18 protein-coding genes and 4 pseudogenes are annotated in these 17,949 nt (G+C 65.1%); 15 read left to right on the top strand and 7 right to left on the bottom strand.

Annotation, left to right across the window (positions count from 1 at the left end; translation table 11 throughout):
- Nucleotides 1–116: 116 nt before the first annotated feature.
- Nucleotides 117–809 (bottom strand): sigma-70 family RNA polymerase sigma factor, encoded by a 693-nt coding sequence (locus ACYCO6_RS34375; protein ID WP_459773861.1) that lies wholly within the window; start codon nucleotides 807–809, stop codon nucleotides 117–119.
- An 861-nt stretch (nucleotides 810–1,670) separates the two neighbouring features.
- Between ACYCO6_RS34375 and ACYCO6_RS34370 the strand changes: the two genes are divergently transcribed.
- Nucleotides 1,671–1,961: a hypothetical protein gene (locus ACYCO6_RS34370; RefSeq protein WP_459767850.1), complete on the top strand. Its 291-nt coding sequence runs from the start codon at nucleotides 1,671–1,673 to the stop codon at nucleotides 1,959–1,961.
- Nucleotides 1,962–2,107: 146 nt separating this feature from the next.
- On the opposite strand, the pseudogene ACYCO6_RS34365 reads toward ACYCO6_RS34370, so the two are convergent.
- Nucleotides 2,108–2,820 (bottom strand): annotated as a pseudogene (locus ACYCO6_RS34365) (IS5 family transposase).
- Nucleotides 2,821–2,914: 94 nt separating this feature from the next.
- Nucleotides 2,915–3,292: a PH domain-containing protein gene (locus ACYCO6_RS34360; RefSeq protein WP_459767848.1), complete on the bottom strand. Its 378-nt coding sequence runs from the start codon at nucleotides 3,290–3,292 to the stop codon at nucleotides 2,915–2,917.
- 301 nt (nucleotides 3,293–3,593) lie between these two features.
- Between ACYCO6_RS34360 and ACYCO6_RS34355 the strand changes: the two genes are divergently transcribed.
- On the top strand, nucleotides 3,594–3,803 hold the full coding sequence (locus ACYCO6_RS34355) for a pentapeptide MXKDX repeat protein (protein ID WP_459767846.1): 210 nt from the start codon (nucleotides 3,594–3,596) through the stop codon (nucleotides 3,801–3,803).
- A gap of 86 nt (nucleotides 3,804–3,889) precedes the next feature.
- Here the strand turns inward: ACYCO6_RS34355 and ACYCO6_RS34350 are convergent, their stop codons facing one another.
- Nucleotides 3,890–4,126, bottom strand: coding sequence for a hypothetical protein (locus tag ACYCO6_RS34350; protein ID WP_459773891.1), 237 nt, complete (start codon nucleotides 4,124–4,126; stop codon nucleotides 3,890–3,892).
- A gap of 73 nt (nucleotides 4,127–4,199) precedes the next feature.
- Nucleotides 4,200–4,601, bottom strand: a pseudogene (locus tag ACYCO6_RS34345) (AraC-like ligand-binding domain-containing protein); the annotation flags it as partial.
- A 36-nt stretch (nucleotides 4,602–4,637) separates the two neighbouring features.
- On the opposite strand from ACYCO6_RS34345, the gene ACYCO6_RS34340 reads away from it, so the two are divergent.
- The 5 genes and pseudogenes from ACYCO6_RS34340 to ACYCO6_RS34320 all read left to right on the top strand — a co-directional run bounded on the left by ACYCO6_RS34340 (nucleotide 4,638) and on the right by ACYCO6_RS34320 (nucleotide 7,441).
- The gene (locus tag ACYCO6_RS34340; RefSeq protein ID WP_459767844.1) at nucleotides 4,638–4,826 is read left to right on the top strand and encodes a hypothetical protein; all 189 of its coding nucleotides are present in this window, start codon (nucleotides 4,638–4,640) and stop codon (nucleotides 4,824–4,826) included.
- Nucleotides 4,823–5,734: a hypothetical protein gene (locus ACYCO6_RS34335; RefSeq protein WP_459767842.1), complete on the top strand. Its 912-nt coding sequence runs from the start codon at nucleotides 4,823–4,825 to the stop codon at nucleotides 5,732–5,734. Before ACYCO6_RS34340 ends, ACYCO6_RS34335 begins: the two co-directional genes overlap by 4 nt.
- On the top strand, nucleotides 5,710–5,994 hold the full coding sequence (locus tag ACYCO6_RS34330; protein ID WP_459767840.1) for a type VI immunity family protein: 285 nt from the start codon (nucleotides 5,710–5,712) through the stop codon (nucleotides 5,992–5,994). The genes ACYCO6_RS34335 and ACYCO6_RS34330 overlap by 25 nt, the downstream gene beginning before the upstream one ends.
- A 30-nt stretch (nucleotides 5,995–6,024) precedes the next feature.
- Nucleotides 6,025–6,759 (top strand): annotated as a pseudogene (locus ACYCO6_RS34325) (contractile injection system protein, VgrG/Pvc8 family); the annotation flags it as partial.
- On the top strand, nucleotides 6,752–7,441 hold the full coding sequence (locus ACYCO6_RS34320) for a hypothetical protein (protein WP_459767837.1): 690 nt from the start codon (nucleotides 6,752–6,754) through the stop codon (nucleotides 7,439–7,441). The pseudogene ACYCO6_RS34325 and the gene ACYCO6_RS34320, both read left to right, overlap by 8 nt.
- 194 nt (nucleotides 7,442–7,635) lie before the next feature.
- On the opposite strand, the gene ACYCO6_RS34315 is transcribed toward ACYCO6_RS34320, so the two are convergent.
- Nucleotides 7,636–8,622, bottom strand: a complete 987-nt coding sequence (locus ACYCO6_RS34315; RefSeq protein ID WP_459767835.1) for a helix-turn-helix domain-containing protein — start codon at nucleotides 8,620–8,622, stop codon at nucleotides 7,636–7,638.
- Between the two features lie 453 nt (nucleotides 8,623–9,075).
- Between ACYCO6_RS34315 and ACYCO6_RS34310 the strand changes: the two genes are divergently transcribed.
- The 6 genes from ACYCO6_RS34310 (at nucleotide 9,076) to ACYCO6_RS34285 (ending at nucleotide 13,600) form a co-directional block, all read left to right on the top strand.
- Nucleotides 9,076–9,327 carry a GNAT family N-acetyltransferase gene (locus tag ACYCO6_RS34310; RefSeq protein ID WP_459773860.1) on the top strand — a complete coding sequence of 84 codons (252 nt, stop codon included), beginning with the start codon at nucleotides 9,076–9,078 and terminating at the stop codon, nucleotides 9,325–9,327.
- A 397-nt stretch (nucleotides 9,328–9,724) separates the two neighbouring features.
- A complete protein-coding gene (locus ACYCO6_RS34305; protein WP_459767833.1) occupies nucleotides 9,725–10,729 on the top strand; it encodes a phage tail protein in 1,005 nt (334 codons plus the stop codon).
- Nucleotides 10,726–11,658 carry a GTA baseplate fiber-binding domain-containing protein gene (locus ACYCO6_RS34300; RefSeq protein WP_459767831.1) on the top strand — a complete coding sequence of 311 codons (933 nt, stop codon included), beginning with the start codon at nucleotides 10,726–10,728 and terminating at the stop codon, nucleotides 11,656–11,658. The genes ACYCO6_RS34305 and ACYCO6_RS34300 overlap by 4 nt, the downstream gene beginning before the upstream one ends.
- Nucleotides 11,655–12,446, top strand: a complete 792-nt coding sequence (locus ACYCO6_RS34295) for a hyaluronate lyase N-terminal domain-containing protein (protein ID WP_459767829.1) — start codon at nucleotides 11,655–11,657, stop codon at nucleotides 12,444–12,446. Before ACYCO6_RS34300 ends, ACYCO6_RS34295 begins: the two co-directional genes overlap by 4 nt.
- Nucleotides 12,443–13,003: a hypothetical protein gene (locus ACYCO6_RS34290; protein WP_459767827.1), complete on the top strand. Its 561-nt coding sequence runs from the start codon at nucleotides 12,443–12,445 to the stop codon at nucleotides 13,001–13,003. Before ACYCO6_RS34295 ends, ACYCO6_RS34290 begins: the two co-directional genes overlap by 4 nt.
- 111 nt (nucleotides 13,004–13,114) lie before the next feature.
- Nucleotides 13,115–13,600, top strand: a complete 486-nt coding sequence (locus tag ACYCO6_RS34285; RefSeq protein ID WP_459773859.1) for a lysozyme — start codon at nucleotides 13,115–13,117, stop codon at nucleotides 13,598–13,600.
- 174 nt (nucleotides 13,601–13,774) lie between these two features.
- Here ACYCO6_RS34285 and ACYCO6_RS34280 read toward each other — a convergent pair.
- Nucleotides 13,775–14,735, bottom strand: a pseudogene (locus ACYCO6_RS34280) (IS630 family transposase).
- Between the two features lie 521 nt (nucleotides 14,736–15,256).
- On the opposite strand from ACYCO6_RS34280, the gene ACYCO6_RS34275 reads away from it, so the two are divergent.
- Together ACYCO6_RS34275 and ACYCO6_RS34270 are read left to right on the top strand one after the other, a co-directional pair.
- Nucleotides 15,257–17,017, top strand: a complete 1,761-nt coding sequence (locus tag ACYCO6_RS34275; RefSeq protein WP_459767825.1) for a tyrosine-type recombinase/integrase — start codon at nucleotides 15,257–15,259, stop codon at nucleotides 17,015–17,017.
- Nucleotides 17,018–17,327: 310 nt separating this feature from the next.
- Nucleotides 17,328–17,825 carry a hypothetical protein gene (locus tag ACYCO6_RS34270; protein ID WP_459767823.1) on the top strand — a complete coding sequence of 166 codons (498 nt, stop codon included), beginning with the start codon at nucleotides 17,328–17,330 and terminating at the stop codon, nucleotides 17,823–17,825.
- Nucleotides 17,826–17,949: the final 124 nt, after the last annotated feature.

Here is a 17,949-nt window from a genome sequence, read left to right as displayed (position 1 = left end):
GTTCTGAGGCGACCGCGGTCGGCCGTCGGGTCGATGTCGCACGAGGCCCGCGCCCCGCATCCGTCCTGGGGCGCGGGCCTTGTCGCGTCTGGATAGCGCCGGTGGCCTGACCGGAGTTAGGCCAAGGCTCGCCGGCTCACCATTCCGAGCCTCTCGGCAAGGACCGCGCGGGCTCGGCTGACCCGGCTCTTGGCCGTGCCGACCTCGCAGCCCATGACCTCAGCCGCCGTCTCGTAGGTCAGCCCCTGCGCGCCAACCAGCAGCAGCGCCTCCCGCTGCAGCGCAGGCAATCTGCCGATGTGCTGCCAGACCGTTTTCAAGTCCGAGCTGGGCTCCTGCCCCGCTGGAGCGGTCATCTGGGCCGCCATGACCCCGTCCGCGTCCTCCACCTCACGCCTGCGCTTGCGGATCTCGGTGTAGAACTGGTTGCGCAGGATCGTGCACAGCCACGCTTTCAGGTTCGTGCCCGACGCGAACTGCTCCTGCTTGGCCCAGGCTTTCAGCAGCGTCTCCTGCACGAGGTCATCGGCGCGCGTCTCGTCGGGGACCAGCGACATCGCGAACGCCCGCAGTCCGGGAAGCGCCTCGATCAAGCCCTGGCGGAAGGCTGCGGCACGGGTGCTGTCCTGGCCAGCCAATGCGCTGTCGAGCCGCGCGATGAGATCGAGCAGGCGCTGCGGCGGCTGAGCCGTGATCAGCGCGGCGTAGGCCATCTGCAACTGACGGCCGAGATGGTCCCGTACCCCGGCGGGCAGCGCGACTGGCCCTGCCTCCAGGTGGTCCGAACTAAGCTCCTCCGCGACGAGCATGTTCTTCAACCCATGGCCTTCTGCAGAGCGGTTTGCCCTGCCGTACGGAACTATAACTGTGCGGTCTAGCTTGCGGGTCCCTGACGGCAGGCGACGCTCGGCGCGTCACACTGCGTAGGGTAACTGAGCGGCTACCCGCATCCGCCAATTTCCGGTCTTGGAATGCCCGACGTCCTGAAGGTCCAGTGAACACTTAACCGCAACCATGGGCCGGATCGGTTGCTGCAGCCTGCACGTTGCGGGCAGCGTTTGTCGGCCAGCACAGGCGAGGTGATGGCAAGGCCGGTGACCTACAGCATCGTTTGCTGTCCAGACGGACGGTTCGCCGTTGTCGCTGAATTGGCCTCTGGTTCAGTGCACTGGCATGGGGGGCTGCTGACGCTTGCGGAGGCAGAGACGTGCGTTGAGACCCTGCGAGTCCTGATGGAAGCTTGCGGCGCGCCGCTGGTGCTCTGGGAAGGTGACATGTCCAGTACAGATCAAGCTCGCACCGGATGACGCATTCAGGGGCGCTCGCACTGCCCGAGCGGACGGCGCGCGCCCTGATCCCGTTGATCGCCGGCGGGCGGTCGGACGAGCAGCCCTCGGATTGCCGGCGTTCGCTGATATTCGTCGCAATTCAGCGAGGCCGTCGGGGTGATAGTTGGGGCGTCGCGCTTGCGAGCAACAAAAATGCCAAAAGTATCCGCTACTTAGCTGGATACACCGGCGGAGAGGGGGCGGGGACTGTACCCCCCAGTTCGCGCTTTCCCTAGGCAAACGGGGCTCGCGGCGCCCGTTTTCGGAGCCCGTGTGTACCACCGCCGTGTATCCCTCGCCAGCACGACGTTCATCGATCCACCGTTGGCGTGAGCCGGGGCGATGTCAGCCGACCAGAAGGCGCCGGAGCCTGACTTCGGTAAGCGGAACCTGCTCGGAGCCGTCGCCCTGCTCGCGGCGCAGCCGCCAGAAGGATGGATGACCGGCCAGCGCGACGCGCTGCAGAAGACGCTCACCGACGAGGTGCTGCCGCAGATTGCGGCGCTGGCGAAGATGGTGGGCGACCAGACGGTACCGCGCCATCTCGTGGGTCGCGCGGTGACGAAGGGCGCAGAAGGCAACTCGGGCTTGTCGGATGCCCCGTCAGCCGAGGCGACCCGCGATCATCTCTAAGATGGATCCGGAGGCGCGCAGACTTTCTGATCAAGATCTCGCATCAGAACCCGCAGCAACTGTCACTCGCACGCTGAGGCCGGCAGATCCGCCATTTCGCTGGACCTCGTCCACTTGGATGGCAGTGGACTAGGGCCTGTTGGGAATCATCTTGAGGCGATGACGGCAGCAGCCAGATGGATTATGGCTGCAAAGCTTCGATCGGTTTTATCTGCACGCATCGCGATGCGTTTGAATTCCTTCAGCTTGCAGAAGAAATTCTCGATCAAGTGTCGCCATTTGTACATCTCGCCATCAATGTCGCGCGGCTTGGTGCGGCATGGATGCTGTGAGATCACGATCTTGGCCCCCCGCTGATCGAGGCCCGCGACGATCGCGTTGCTGTCAAAGGCCTTGTCGGCGATCAGAGCCTCGAAGCTCACCCCGTCGATCAGAGGCGGTAACCCGACCGTATCGTGGCGCTGACCCGGCAACAGCACAAAGCGCACGAGATTGCCCAGAGCATCGGTCAAGGCCAGAACCTTCGTGGTCATGCCGCCCTTGGAGCGACCAATGGCTTGGCTTGAAGTCCCCCTTTTGCGCCCTGGCCGTGGCGATGGACCTTCACAATGGTGGCGTCCACCATCGCATACTCCATGTCTGGCTCGTCCGAGACCGCTTCGAACAGCCGCGTCCAGACATCGGCCCTCACCCAGTCGCGGAAGCGCGAGTAGATCGAGTCCCACTTTCCGAACCGCTCCGGGATGTCGCGCCAGGGACTACCCGTGCGCACCACCCACAACACCGCTTCCACGAAGCGACGGTTGTTCTCGCCACTGCGACCCGGATCCCCCGGCTTGCCCAGGCAGTGCGCTTCCATCTGTGCCCATTGGGCGTCCGTCAGTACGTCGCGGTCCATCGTGAGCTTGAATCACACGCTCACCCGCGCCAACAACCCTGATACCCAACAGGCCCTAGCGTAGGACGCCTTCGGCCAGTGCGCGCTGAATGCCCCGCACGTCCGCTCCCTTCTTCAAGGTCCGCTCGATCGGCTGCGCCGCGCCCGAGACCCAGATCTTCAACTCGGCGTCGAGATCGAACGTGCCGGCTGTCTCAACCGAGAAGCGCACGATTGCTCGGTACGGCACCGACATGAACTCGACCTTGCTCCCGGTGACCCCCTGGACGTCGATCAGGATCACGCGGCGATCGGTGAACACGAACACGTCCCGGACGATCTTGAACGCAAGCCTCGCCGTCTCGCCGTCGATCAGGATGCCTTCAAGCCGCCGCTCAAGTGAAGCCGCGTCAACGGCCGTGCCGTGTCCGAGCAATCCGTTCAGCAGGCCCATGACCGGTTGCCTCTTGCTGTTCTGCGTCGGAGCGGAGCATGCCGTTTGACCATCGGCGCGGCAACCGCCGGATGAATTTCGACATTGGTCCCGTTTGCCTGCGACCTCGAGCGGCCTTTCTGCTCCCGACCCATGTCGGCCGTTCAGCCGAAGTGCGTAGCATCTCCGAAGCGGACGCTTCGGCCGCGCAGGGATCCGGATGTCCAACGGATTTAAGTGTTCTGAGCAGATGTAACCGACGGTATCAAAGCGTCGAAGTCTCGCTCGGTGCCACTAAGGCACAGAACGAGAGGATACTGAAATGCGCTTTCCGTTCAGCGTGATCACAGCCCTCCTTGCCTCTACAATGGTCGTGGCTCCTGCCTACGCCGCTGAGTCGATGCACAAGGATGCCATGCAAAAAGATCCGATGAGTAAAGACGTTATGCACAAGGTTCCGATGAAGAAAGATTCTGTGGGGCAGGGTGCCAAGGGCAAGGATGCCATGAGCAAGGGCACCATGAAGAAGTAGAGTGGACCCAAAGCATGGGAGGTCGGCCATTTTCGGCTACCGAGCCCGTTCGGGTCGAGGCTGGCGGCCGCCGCAAGACGGCGCCCTCAGAAATGGTCGGAGATGTGCCGTCCGCGCTCGTGGAACAACTCCTGCAGCCGGCGCAGCGACACGCCCATCGCGGCGGCGAGCTGTGGCGGGTCCAGGTTCGGGTCGCCGAGGTTGGCCTCGACATAGGCCTTGGCGCGCTGGACCGTGACGTTGCCGTGGACAGAGCGAGGCACCTCCTGCGCCATCCGTTCGGCGAGGCTCGCCATGATCAGGTCGACGCCGATCGACGCCATGCGCGCGGCCGCGTCGGGGGGTGAGGCGATCGCTCATCCGGACCAGTTCCCGAATGTACGAGCCCGCCAGGGTCGTCGAGGCGAGGTCTGCTCCGGCCGTGAGTGCGATGAATAGCCTGGACGGACCCAGCTGGGCCTCGAGATGCTGGCGCGGCAACTCGATGACCAGCGAATCGCCGGTCTCTGCATCGAGCACGGATGCACTCGAGTCGAGCATGACGAGGTCGCCCGGCCGAGTCCTCGCTTCCCGGTCACCCTGCTGGACAGTATCCCGTCCGGAGAGCTTCAGGAGCGCGAAGAACTGATCGTGGTTCCCGTGGCGTCGCGCTGCGGCGGCCGTGACCTTGGTCCGCACCTTTGTGTGCCAGAAATGCCAGACCGGCACCGAGCCGATACGCGTCACCTCCAGGCGCCCCTGGAAGGGGAGACCGTCCGGAGTCTCGATCTCGGCCGGCACGAGCCGTTCGTTGACCATCTCCCGCCATCGGCGGATCGCGTTTCAAGGATCCAGGTGTCGATTGTATACAATCCGTCAATACAAAACTGGTTTACCAGGAATGGGCCCGGACGCGACGTCCGCATCCAAGTCCCGCGCGTCTCGGGCAAGGGCGGCATCCAGGCCGCGTGGTGGGCGATCACCGGCATCAACGTCTCCGGGATGCGCATCGGCGTCTCCGGGATGCGGACACGTGGTGGATGAACACCCGGAACACGCAGGGCCGGCTGATGTACCTGAAGGGGCCGGACGAGGCCTCGCCGACGCCGCAGTCGCGACAGAGCTGGATGGCGCACACGCCGGCCTCGGCACAGTCCGGGCCGGTGATGTCCGATGCGCCCGATCCGCAGGCTCTGTTCTGGAAGCCGGGCTCGCAACTGGCCCTTTTGGATACGGGCGCCGATGCGCGGCAGCTGGCCGCCGCCGAGGCCGAGGTCGTGGCTGCGGAGGCGGAGGTTGCCGCGGTTGCGGCCCGGGGCGGGGCGGCGGTCACCTCGGAGACGGAGGCGGGCGCTGCCGGGGCCGAACTCGGCCCGCTGGAATGGGGCCTTGCGGCGGTCGTTATCGGCGGGACGGTGGTCTACGGCGGGTACCAGCTCTACCGCGCCCGGCAGAAACTCGCGGAGGCCAAAGTCAAGCTGGAAGCTCTGAAGGAGAAGGAGCGAAAGCCGGCAGCGGTCGGACGGAGGGAGGCCGACGTCAACGTGTCCGGCACGACGAAGAGCGCCTGTGACGAGATCTGCGAGGTTGCGTGCCTATGTCGGAAGGACGAGGGAGATGCCCATACGTTCACGGCCTGCATCTCGGCGACGCTGCGTGAGAGATACTACGACCCGAACGGCCCGAAATGTCCCGATGGTTCGCCTCGCCGTCCGAGGGCGCCCGCGGCCGACGGGCCTCGACCGGAGGTGAGCTACAAGCAGGATGAGCATGGGATCTATGGTGGAGAGCACCAAGCGCTGGGCCGGACGGCTGGAAGCCTCTCATGGATCCTGCGGGCTGGGCGCGCTATCCGAGCCGGGTGCGGAAACGATGGACGATGCGTACTACTATCCCTGGCTGATGCAATATCCAGGCCTCGAATACGATGCCATGGGCGATTATTTTTCTGAGAGTTGGAAGAACGAAGGCTATAAACAGCCGCGTTCCTCGAATTCAGCTGATCCCCTGCGGCCAGGGCGTGCTTATCCGGACCAGTGAACTGCCCACCCTCGGCGACGCGGCCAATGTCGGTATCCCTGATGGCTACCGCACCATCGCCAGCATCATCAAGCAGATCCGCTTTGAGGGATATCAGTTCGGCGTGATCAAAGAGCCGATCCCGGTCAAAGGACCAGAGGTCACTTTGCAGTGGCTTCGCCGCTTTGATTGAACAGCCGCGGACGACGACACGCCCGCTCACGGCGTCGTCGCCCTGGCCGAGCGCGGCGACAGGGGCGCGCACCACACGCGCTACTCCGTCCTGGTGATGCCGGCGCTGCACCGCCTGCGCTTCGGCTCGGATTGCCGGATCTTCCAGGACAAGAGCGTGCCCGAGATCGTCGAGGCGGTGCTGAAGGAGAATGGCGTCACCGCCTTCCGCCTCGCGCTGACCGAGCCGCACGGGACGCGCGAGTACTGCGTGCAGTACCGGGAGACGCACCTCGCCTTCCTGGAGCGGCTCTTGGCCGAGGAGGGCATCGCCTACCACTTCGAGCACGCCGAGGGCGGCCACACGCTGGTGCTCACCGACGCCACCCGGCTCGCCCCGGACGCGCCGGGCGCCGAGGCGATCGAGTACAACGCGCTGCCGGGCGGGAGCGTGAAGGGCCCGCATGTCGGGCGGTTCACGTGGCGGGAGGTGGTGGCGCCCTCGGACGTGGTGCAGCGCGACCACTTCTTCCGCAACCCGACGGGAGCTGCGGCGAGCGAGCGCGGCGGGGTTCGTGCTGGAGAGCACCTGGGACGCGGCGGGCCAGCTGGTGCGGCAGGTGGGCGGCCGGGGTCGGGGGTCCGGATCCGGGGCGGGGAAGGCTGGGGCGGAGAAGGTTCTGGAGCGGGTGTACGGCTGGGACCGGGCGTACGCGCCGGTGTCGGTGGCCGACCTGCGCTGGGGCCGGGGCGGGTGCCGGTACGACCGCAACGGCCAGGTGGTTGAGGGTCGGCACGGGGATGGCGCGGCGGAGCGGTACGGCTACGACGCCGCCCTGAACGTGGCCGGGTTCGCGGAGGTGGAGGCGCCGGCGGGTGGACTGGCCCAGGCGGCGTCGTACGGGCGGGATGCAGCCGGCCCGATGCGGGCGTGGCGCTGTTCGGCCGGGGGGCGGGTGGAGGCTGCGCACGGTCCTGCGGGCGAACGGGTGGCGTACCGGCACGACGTCTGCGGGCGCGTGATCGAGCGGGTGGTGGAGCGGGACGGGTTCCGGCCGCGCGTGTGGCGGCATGCCTGGGACGGGAAGGATCGTCTGGTCGGCTGCACGACGCCCTCGGGGGAGCGCTGGGCCTTTGGCTACGACCTGTTCGGGCGGCGGCTGTGGAAGCGGCGCGAGGATCCGAGGGCGGACGCTGCGGCGGGCGGCGGTGTCGTCGGGACGGCGTATGGCTGGGACGAGGATCTGCTGAGCGCGGAGTCGCCGCTGGGGCCGGACGGGTCAGCGGACTGGGCTCGGGCGACAATCTGGCACTATGAGCCCGGGACGTTCCGGCCGCTGGCGCGGGAGGGCACTGATGAGTCGCTGGCCTGTGTGGTGACGGATCGCCTGGACCCGCCGCGGGAGCTCGTGGACGCCGAGGGCGCAGGGCACAGCCAAGATTGCAACAGGCAGTTAGCCCAGGATTGAAGTGGGGACAGCTCGTTAAACTGGCAACATCGGGAAGACGATGGTTTTTCAGGCACATAAACCTGGCGGGTTTGTGTGTCGGACAATCAAATTGTAGCGGGTCAAGCCAAGTCGGCTGGCCACCCTTCGCATAAAGTCGGCTTGCGGAACGTAGCACAGGGCGCTGGCGAGCGGCTGCTCGCGACCAAGCCCAATCACTCAACCGACTTGGACGACTGCCTGTAAACGGACGCTACTGGCCACACGCCCTGCCTGTACTCACGCGGGCTCATGCCGTAGCGATCCTTGAAGCGGCGGGCGAAATGCGCCTGGCTGCTGAAGCCGCAGCCGTAAGCCAGCATGCCGATGGATAGGTGTGCGCAAGAGGGGTCTGTCAGTCGCTTGGCGGCGGCCGCGAGGCGGCGCTCCCAGATGTAGTCGGAGATGTGCCGACCGCGCTCGTGGAACAGCTCCTGCAGCCGGCGCAGGGACACACCCGTAGCGGCGGCGAGCTGGGGCGGGTCGAGGCTCGAGTCGCCGAGGTTGGCCTCGACATAGGCCTTCGCACGCTGAACCACGAGGGTGCCGTGGATGGGCCGGGGTGCCTCCTGGGCAATCCGCTCGGCGATGCTGGCCACGATCAGGTCGACCCCGATCGACGCCATGCGCTCGGCGGCCTCGGGACCGAGCAGCCCGCCGACCTCGATCAGCTGCCGGAAGAACAACGTCGTCAGGCTCGCGGAGGCCGAACCTTGGCCGATCGTGACGGCGGTGAACAGCCGGCTCGGCCCGAGCATCCGCTCCATGCGATCGCGCGGCAGGTTCACCAGCAGGTGGGTGCTTTCCTCGGTCACGTACACGGCCGGCCGCTGATCAACCACGGTAAAATCGCCAGTCTGGCAGACCGCCTCCCGATCATCATGCTGCAACCATGATCGGCCTTCGAGATTGAAGATCACCCCAAGTCCGTCCTCGGCGCTACGACCGCGGGATGAGGCCTGGGCAGAGACGACGCGCATGGATCCATGGAACATCCGCCCGAGCATCAAGGGGCCGTACTGGGCTTGCTCCAGGCAGGACTTGAACGGCTTGTTACTAAGCATTTCAAGTTTGACGTCCGGGTAATACGTGCACATGGCGTCGCGCCAGCGCTGGAACCTGACCTGAGGACGCATATCGTCACTTGAAAAAATCGTCTTCATAGCAATGTATACTTTTATACAACGTCACGCCGCCGATATATTAAAATGCCAATTATCATGTATTGTCTACAATCGAAGGACTACGGAAAGGCCCTACTGGGTTAGGTCGCCAGCGATTGCTCGTGTCGGCCATTCGTCACGTCGCAAATTATGTCCGAGAAACAACGGCTTTCTCGACCTGCCCAAGCGGCAGATTTCGACCCGTTGCGGCCATTTGATGCCCACGACGGTACGCCCGTGAGCAGACGTTGGAAACGCCGCTACGCTTGATAGGCTGGCGGAATGTCTCTCCGCCTCACTGTCCCGGAAAGGCCCTCAGCGAATGACCGGGACGCCGTGCTTAGGCCGTTGATCGCTTTCAACGATAGCAGGGCAGGAGATCCCCGGGTTCAGCCTATCTCTATTTTGCTGACAGATAACAAAGGCAATCCTGTTGGCGGACTTTAGGGCAAGATCTCATATGATTGGCTGATCATTGAGCTTGTTGCGGTCCCCGAACAGTATCGAAAAGGCGGCTACGGTAGCAAATTGATGGTTCGGGCCGAGGAAATTGCCCGAAATAACGGCTGCGCTGGGATTTGGCTCGACACGTTTGAATTGCAGGCTCGAGGATTTTACGAGAAGCTTGGCTTCGAATTATTTGGCGAGCCACCAAACCATCCTAGGGGACAGAAGCGTTTCTTTCTGCGCAAAATTCTACGCTAACGGCAGGCTTGATCGAGCCAGCACAGCAAAGCGGACTGGCCGTTTTCCACCCTGAGCGATCATCCAGCTGTATCAACTGCTATGTACGGAATACGATCATTTTTCCGACGATCGCTGGGCACGCAGGTTGGACCACCAGATCCGGGAGTAGTCCTGTCGGAAAAACGTGCCGCCTATTCAACCATCGGTAAAATGGATGCCCTTGAGATCGATGGCGCGGGCGGGGCCACGTCCAGTTCAGCGCGTTGCGCCCCTGGATCCGGGCACACGGCTATCGACCACCTACTGCCGAGGTTCAAACGTCTGCTTCCTCGATCGTCCACTCGGGAGCAGCCAGTCGCAAAACCACCCTTAGCAGCCGTTCGCCCGGTCAACCCGATCGCGTTTGAGCCCCACCATGGCCGACGACATCCAAGTCCGCTTCGGCGGCGACGCGGGCGGCATCCGCACGGCGGCCGATCAGGCCAAGGGCACGATCCAGGGTTTCGCCACGACGGCCCGCGGCCTGAACGCCACCGCGCGCCAGAGCTACAACGAGCTGAAGGCCGCCATCGACGCGGCCAACGCCTCGCTGCGGCAGATCCAGGCGAGCGCCGAGAACACCTCCACGCTGGCCACGCAGGCCCGCGCCGTGACGGTGCCCTACTTCGACCCGGGCTCCAGCGCGACCATTTCGTCGGTCGCCTTCGAGGTCGTCGGGTGGCTCGCCGGAACCGCCGGCCCGCTCGGGCAGGATGCTGACTCGGCCGCTCTCGTCTCGGACTTCCTGGCCAACGCGCAGTATGGCGTTGGCCTGCCGGGCTCCGCGCTGAGCGGCGCGGCCCTGTTCGGCGCGTCGGGGGACGGCACCTACCAGACCTACTGTGCGGCCCTCGGGCTCGGGCTGAGCGCGGCGCTCACCGACGCCGAGACCGCCAGCGCGATCCTGGCACGCTGGCTGAGGCTGACCAACAGCGCGGCGGTGTGGTCGGGCGCACGGCTCAGGATCATCCCCTACGGCGGCCAGCCAGTGACCGGTATGACCCACTCGGGCGCCAGCATGACCTACGTGCCCGACGTCACGCCCGTCTACGACCTCACCGGCGACTTCCTGGTCGCGGACGGCGACGATCCGGTGCGCATCGCGCGCAGCGATCCCTACGGCCCGCCCAATGGCCAGCGCGTCGAGTGCTCCGATCGCAGCCGCGGCTACACCGCGACGACGGTCGAGGCGCGGGATCAGGGCGCCATCGAGCGCTACGGCCTGAAGGTCGGGGGGACCATCACGGCCCGGGAGATCTGCGCGTTCTCGATCGGGCGGCTCGTGGCGCAGCTCGCGCTGCAGCGCGCTCTACATCCGCAACATCTTCACGTTCCGCCTGTCTTGAGAGTTCTGCCTCCTCGAGTCGATGGACCGTCGTGACCCTGACCGACGCGGGGCTCGGCCTCGCCCGGGCGCAAGTGCGCATCACGGCCATTGAGGAGGACGAGGACGGGCTCCTCACCGTCACGGCCGAGGAGTTCCCGCGCGGTACCGCGACCGCGGCGGCCTACCCGGTGGTCGGCGCGACCGGATCCGCCATCGACCGCGACCGGGCGCCCGCGCCGGTCGACGCACCGCTGATCTTCGAGCCGCCCGCCGCGCTCACGGCGGGCGTGGCGCAGGTCTGGATCGCGGCGTCCGGCGCCAACGCCGACCCGTTCTGGGGCGGTGCGAACGTCTGGGTCTCGCGCGATGGCGCCGCCTTCGTCGAGATCGGCACGATCGCGGGCTCAGCCCGCCAGGGTGTGCTCACCGCGGATCTGGCCGCCCCGGCCGGGCCGAACCCCGATCTCGGCAACACGCTCGCTGTCGATCTCGGCCGATCCGGCGGAACGCTCGCCTCCGCCAGCGAGGCCGACGCGCGGGATGGCATCACCCTCGCCCTTGTCGGTCAGGAACTGGTGCCCTTCGCCACCGCGACGCTCACCGCGCCCCACGCCCTGACCTACCTGGAACGCGGGCTCTACGGCTCGCCGGCCGGCGCGCACCCGGCCGGGACGGCGTTCACCTGCCTCGACGAGTCGGTGTTCCGCTACAGCGTGCCGGCGGCCTATATCGGCACCCCGCTCACCCTGAAGCTGCAAGCGTTCAACATCTTCGGTGGCGCGGCCCAGGACCTCGCGACCTGCACGCCCTACCCGCTGACGCCGATCGGCTTGGGACGGTTCGGTCCGGTCGCCGAGACCCTGGCCGTCGGCAGCGGCCCGGATCTGGGACTCGCCTCGCAAGCCGCCACGCAGAGCGACAATTTCGGCCTTGCCTCCGACCCCTACCCCGACCTCTTCGATCTGGGGCTCGCCTCGTCATGAGCGTGCGCACGCAGTGGCTGAGGGACGCGTGGTCATTCCTCGCGACCTTCGTCGGCAAGCCGGGCGAGTTCGTCGTCGACACCACGAAACGGCGCCTCGTCGTCCACGACGGCACGAGGCCCGGCGGCCACCCGACCGTCTCCGCCGGCGACCTGAAAGCCGGTGTGCCGGTGCTGGGCATCAACACCGCCGCCGACACCACCAACCGCCTCGCGATGAAGTCCGAGGCCGCGCTGCTCTCCTGGGACGACGTCACCCCAGGGGCCGGCAACATGCGCCTGACCCTCGACAAAGGCTGCGGCCAACGACGGCGGCTTCCTCCTTCAGACCGGCTACGCGAGCCGGGTCCTGTTCGGCACGCTGGGCAGCGACGACCTGACCCTGAAGACGAGCACGGACGGTGCCGCCTTCCGGACGGCCCTGACGGTCGCGGCCGCAACGGGCTATGTCGGCCTGTCGGGGGTGACCGAACCGAGTGCGCCGCTGCACGTTCTGGGTTTCAGCGCACAGCCGATCGTCCAGTTCGAAGCTTACGGGGCGATGCGACCGGCAACCGAGGGCCGCTCGCCAGCTGCAGCGCCCGCGCCGCGCCGGGGGCACCGCTGCCGATCAGGGCGGCCGACCAGCTCTTCGGCCGGTTCGGCGCCGGCTACCACGCGGGCGGCGCGTACACGGCCGACGCCGTCGTGCTCCTGGGCGTCGCGGAGGAGGATCTCACGCCGACGGCGCAGGGCACCTGTCTCGACCTCCAGACCACCGCGCCCAGCACGGCCGCGCGTCGGTCGTGAAGGTCCGCGGCAATGGTGCGCTGGAGTTGCAACCGCTGGCAGCGGAGCCCGCGGGCGGCGCACAGGGCCAGATCTACGCGGACAGCACCCTGACGGCGCTCAGGTGGCACAACGGCGCCTCCTGGAGCCGTATCACCAACTTCGCCAAGGCCGCCGCGTCCACGAACCTCGACAACTACATTCCCGCGGATGCCTGGACGAAGGTCCAGTTCAACAGCACGGAGAGCAAGGACCAGGGCGCCTTCGACGCGGAGAACAATCACTTCGTGGCCCTCGAGGCCGGGCTGCACGGCTTCGACGTCTCGCTGACCTACAAGAGGAACGGGTCGAGCGCCCCGACGGCGCTGGAGGTGCAGCTCTACCGGAACGGTGCGGCGGCCGGGCGCGGGCGCGCTACCGCGAGCGGCGCGCTGGTCGATGGCGTCAGCGCGGTCAACCTCGCGTCGGTCCTCAAGCTGGCGGCGAAGGACACCGTCGAGGTCTTCGCTCGGTTCACCGGCGCCGACGGCTACGTGGCTGCGGCCGATTCCTTCTTCGGAGCCCGACAGCTGCCGTGATCGCGTCCAGCCGCGAATAGGGCACCAGTTCCCATCCGGCGCTGAAGCCCGGGCCCAGGCCACGGTTGCAGCCACGCCTAAACAGGAGTCTTCCATGGACCTCTCTCCCCTCTGACGCGCGGCCCTGGCGGCGAAGGCTGCCGGCTGCGCGCCTACCGCGACAGCGTCGGCGTCTGGACGATCGGTCGGGGCCACACCAGTGCAGCGGGGCCGCCCGCCGTGATGGACGGCCTGAGCCTGACCCAGGCGGAAGCCGACGCGCTCTTCGCAGCTGATCTCGCGCCCTACGTGGCGGCCGTGCGCGCCGCCCTCGCCAAGCCGGTGCCGCAGCCGTCCTTCGACGCCTGCTGCTCGCTCTGCTTTAACATCGGCCAGCCGAACTTCGCGCAATCCAGCGTCGTGCGCTTGGCCAATGCAGGCGACGTGCCGCGGGCCGTCGAGGCGTTTCTGATGTGGAACCGGCCGCCCGAGATCGTCACCTGCCGGCAGGATCAGCCGCACGACTGCATGACTGCCTTCAGGAGCGCGCTTCGTCTACACAGGAACAACAGCCGGGCGCATCGGCAACGAGGCATATCTGCAAGGCTTGAGCTGTAGGCGCTCTTGGTTGAGCCGGATATTCCAACCACCGAGCCTGAGCGTTCTGATCGGGAGGATGGTGTCGGCGGACTGGTCGAGGGCCAATCGATGTCCCTCGGCGCTGGCTCGCGCTGCGAGGCTCGATGGCGCGAATCGATCGGGTCGGTGCCTACCACTTAGAGCCGTTCCCGGTCAGGTAGTGACGGCCAAGTCGTTCTCGTAGCCGGCTGCGGTGAGGTCGTTGCGGCACTCCTGCGGAGTGAAGCGCGTGAAGGCCTGGCGGATCGCCGCCCAGAGATCCGGGATCGTGCGGGCGGCCGCGCTGCGCAACAGCGCCTTCAGCTTTGCGAAGGCCTGTTCAATCGGGTTGAAATCAGGGCTGTAGGACGGAAGGTAGAGCAGCCGCGCTCCTGCGGCCGCGATCGCGTCCTGCACGCCGGCGACCTTGTGGGCTGGCAGGTTGTCCATGACGACGATGTCGCCGGGCTGCAGCACCGAGACCAAGGTCTCGGTGACGTAGCTGCAGAAGCGCGTGCCGTTCGTGGGGCCGTCCAACAGCGCGGTCGCGCACAGTCCGCTGGTGCGCAGGGCGGCGGTGATGGTCGTTGTTTTATAATGCCCAAACGGGGCTGCGAGCCGGCAGCGCTCGCCGCGCGGGGCCCAGCCGTAGCGCCGCGCCATGTTGGTGGCCGCCGCTGTCTCGTCCAGGAACACCAGCCGATCCGGATCGAGCTCGGGCTGTGCCTCAAACCACGCCTCGCGCGCCGCCCTTACGTCTTCACGCCCCTGCTCAGCTGCGAACGTCGCCCCCTTTTCTGGTGATCGCGTGTCGGGCAAAGAAGCGCGACAGGCCGCTCGTGCTGGTCTACACGCCCTGCTCAGCCAACCGGTCGCGCAGCTCGCGCAGGAAGAGACGCGGCTCCTGCTCGGAGGTTGCGAGGATCAGCGCGGCATGCGCCTCAATGCGCTTCGAGGTGTGATCGCCGCCCATCGGCTTGGGCGCGACATGGCCCTCCTGGTGGGAGCGCTGCGACCAGCGGCTGGCGCTCGAGACGCTGACCCCGAAGCGAGCTGCGGCCCGATGACACGAGGCACCTGCCGCCACGGCAGCCACGACACGCTCGCGTAAGTCGACGGACAGAGGTGAAGGCATCGGCAAGCTCCTTCACCCGTCAACGCGCCACCCGCTAACCCGTCGCAAGCGGCTCGGGACGCGCTCTAGAGCGACACCTTCGCCGAGGCTCGGCGAGCGCGCCGATGGGCACGCCGCCGTAGGTGGTCACGCCTGCACAGCCCGAAGAAGCTGACGGACACCAGCGCCGAAGCTCCAAAGAATCGGAGCCCAGAGGAGCAGGTTTACGATGAGTGCCGCGGCGCGGAGCCAGAATGGAAGCCGGGCGTGCTGAAGGCGTAGCCCCCGGACGGGAACGGGCTCCTGCTCAGCGAGCCAAGCGTTGAACCGCGTTTCGGGCGTGGCTTTCGGATCGAGCGCCAGGGCTTCAGGGCTACGCTTGCCAACCCCATCCGCCCGATGGTTTACCATTCGCTGGTGCGGCGAATGGTGGGGTAAGTCACGCTTCAGCTGGAGAAAGTCTTACTAATCAGAGATAACTGGCGGAGAGGGGGGGGACCCTCTGCCATCGCGATCTAAGTATCTGATTTTTCAACAAGCTCTTGAAGACGCTTCACTTTGCCCGGCTTTCCGCTACAAAGTTTGCTACAAAATCGTGCGGGCGGGGAGCGATGGCGGGAAAGGTTCGGCACCTTCTAGAGCGAGGCGGACGTTACTCGGCGCGCGTAGCAGTTCCAGCAGCTCTGCGCGAGACCCTCGGAAAGCGCGAGCTGCTTCGCGCGCTCGGACCCGATCGGGTCCTGGCCCTGCGCAAATTGCCCGGCGCGGTCGCGGACATGCAGGCCGAGCTGGAGGCTGCACGGACGCACATGAAAGCGAGTAAGGCAGCTCGCCAGCCTGTGCGACGAGGAAAGCCGCTTTCGGCGCAGCAGATCGCCCAGCAGCATTACCGGGAGCAGATCGCCTTTGACGAGGAGATGCGCCAGGCGGACAGCCGATATGCCCAGGGCTTCGTAGACGAGTTTTACGTCGACGATCTCAAACGTGCCGTGTCCGGCGCCGCAAGCAACGACGAGTTGCGAGCCGTCCTGGGTCGTATCGTGGACCGGTTCCGCCTGCACGGACACACGACGGCCCAGCCCGGCGACACCGAATTTCGCAAAGTTGCGATGGCGCTTGCGGTCGCGGAATTGGAGAGCCTGAAGGTATCCGCGGCGCGCGATGAGGGCGACTCGGTTGCAGCTACAGCGCACCCGCTTCTCGTCAAGGAACAGCCCGAGCTAGGCCGCGCCCCGACCTCTCCGAGGATCCTGGGGCGACAAAGCACGCAACCGCTCTCAGAGCTCATACCGATGCTAGCGGAAGAGAAAGGCGCCCGCCCGGGCACGATCAATGAGTATAAAGTTGCAGTACGAATGTTCGAAGAGTTTATGGGCGAGCCTCGTGCCGCATATGCGATCACCCGACAAGACGTCATTGGCTACAAGCGCGCACTGATGGAGACTCCCGCGAATTATACTAAGAGGTTCCCGAACAAAACGCTGCCTGAAGCCATCAAGCTCAATAGAGCTCGCGCAGCACCGTTCCAAGCACTGAGCGCGAAAACAATCAATGACAAGTGGCTAACGCATCTGCGGGCAATATTAAACTGGTGCGTCAGAAACGACGTGATCCCTGATAGCCCCGCCTCTGGCGTGAAAGTCGAGCAAGTAAAGGCCACGTCCGCGGCACGCCTTCATTTCTCTCCAGGGGACCTGTCAAAGATTTTCGCGCCGCCGCTCTTCAGTTCGGCAAAGAACTACGGCGAGCGTCAGTGGATGTTGCTGACCGCGCTCTTCACTGGCTTCCGAGCAAGTGAAATCGCGCAACTCCGGCTTGATAGCATCCGGCACGAGCGCCGTGTCCTGGTTTTCGCAGTGGAGGAGGAGACGAAGAATCAAGCCTCCAAGCGACTGACGCCGGTGCATAGCACGCTCTTACGTCTCGGGCTGGAAGGCCGGGTGGCGAAGCTTCGCGCAGCTGGGGAGACACACCTGTTCCCAGAGTGGTTCAAGGCCGCCCAATCCATGCTTACGGCCGAGGATGGCCGCGACGTGAACCAGCCGTACTCGCAGTTTCTCCCGCGCTGGTTCAACCGCACTTACCTACCAAAGGTAGGCATCCACGATGAACGCAAGGTGTTTCACAGCTTCCGGCACACGCTCAAGACTGCCCTCGCTAGAGCCGGCGTGCCACGGTCGGTTAGCGATGAGATTACTGGGCACGACGACAGAACATCTGGCGCAAGGTATGTTCATGAGACCTCGATTGAAGCCATGGAGGAGGCCATCGAAAAAATTAATTTTGATGGATTCAATTTATAGGTACTATTTCATCAAGTTCTGGGAATGTTATATGCGTAGTATAGCATATGCATATAATCACGCTCAGGTCGAGAATAAAAATAAATATTGACCCGCAATTTGTTTTGAACTATTAAAAACTTTGCTCAAAGCATTTGCAGCAGCGATTTTGATACCCCAGCCTCTTCTGGAAGCAAGCCATCGCAACCGTCGCCGCGGGCTGCGCCGGGCTGCGTGGAACGCCACGCATCTTTTTTTGCGAGAGAACGCAAAACCCAGCGCCCGCTCGCTATAGCTAACCTGTCGAAAACAAATGCCTGTTGGAGCAACCATGACCTTCTCCTACCATTTCTCTGTCTGCAGTCTTGATCGCGAGCTTAACAAGGTCTCAGAGTTTCGCACAAAGTGGAAGGCTGAGATGATGCGCCGCGCTCTGGCGAACTATTACCGCCAGGGCGGGTCAGATTTCCCGTGTCCATATTTGTCACGCATTGTTGAGCACAGGAAGGAGCGCTATGCCTATTTGGCTAACTCACGCGGAACGCTTGCCGTTTACCGCATCAGGAGCGAGAATAGTTTCTATCGACGCGCCATGCGGTGGCCCAGGGCGATTGAAGAACAACCAGTCTCCCGGAGAGCTCTAGCATATTATTGCGCTCTCAAGCGGGCAGGACTTGTAGATCATCATAGTGGGACCCAATCGTTGCCGAGCAATCGCACCAACCTGGAGAAGGCGCAGAAGAAGGGCGTCGAGGCAAACACGGTATTTGCTCAGGAGCAGATCCGCGCGCCGGCGTCGGTCGTCCGAGGGCTGCGAGATGCCGGTTAGACGGCCGTGGAAGAGATTGGCGCGGACCTAAACTTGAAGGGCCTGCGCACGCCTCAGCGCAAGACCTGGACCGGCAGCAACATGCGAAACCTACTCGACAAGATCGCCGAGCTTGAGGAGGCTC

Source organism: Methylobacterium sp. CM6257 (assembly GCF_054611515.1).
This window is presented reverse-complemented; position numbering and strand designations above follow the sequence as displayed.

Coding starts and splice junctions, on each gene's coding strand:
- ACYCO6_RS34315 (WP_459767835.1), bottom strand. CDS start 8,622: ATGAAGACGATTTTTTCAAGTGACGATATGCGTCCTCAGGTCAGGTTC.
- ACYCO6_RS34370 (WP_459767850.1), top strand. CDS start 1,671: ATGTCAGCCGACCAGAAGGCGCCGGAGCCTGACTTCGGTAAGCGGAAC.
- ACYCO6_RS34270 (WP_459767823.1), top strand. CDS start 17,328: ATGACCTTCTCCTACCATTTCTCTGTCTGCAGTCTTGATCGCGAGCTT.
- ACYCO6_RS34375 (WP_459773861.1), bottom strand. CDS start 809: ATGCTCGTCGCGGAGGAGCTTAGTTCGGACCACCTGGAGGCAGGGCCA.
- ACYCO6_RS34360 (WP_459767848.1), bottom strand. CDS start 3,292: ATGGGCCTGCTGAACGGATTGCTCGGACACGGCACGGCCGTTGACGCG.
- ACYCO6_RS34330 (WP_459767840.1), top strand. CDS start 5,710: ATGCCATGGGCGATTATTTTTCTGAGAGTTGGAAGAACGAAGGCTATA.
- ACYCO6_RS34305 (WP_459767833.1), top strand. CDS start 9,725: ATGGCCGACGACATCCAAGTCCGCTTCGGCGGCGACGCGGGCGGCATC.
- ACYCO6_RS34335 (WP_459767842.1), top strand. CDS start 4,823: ATGAACACCCGGAACACGCAGGGCCGGCTGATGTACCTGAAGGGGCCG.
- ACYCO6_RS34295 (WP_459767829.1), top strand. CDS start 11,655: ATGAGCGTGCGCACGCAGTGGCTGAGGGACGCGTGGTCATTCCTCGCG.
- ACYCO6_RS34355 (WP_459767846.1), top strand. CDS start 3,594: ATGCGCTTTCCGTTCAGCGTGATCACAGCCCTCCTTGCCTCTACAATG.
- ACYCO6_RS34350 (WP_459773891.1), bottom strand. CDS start 4,126: ATGGCGTCGATCGGCGTCGACCTGATCATGGCGAGCCTCGCCGAACGG.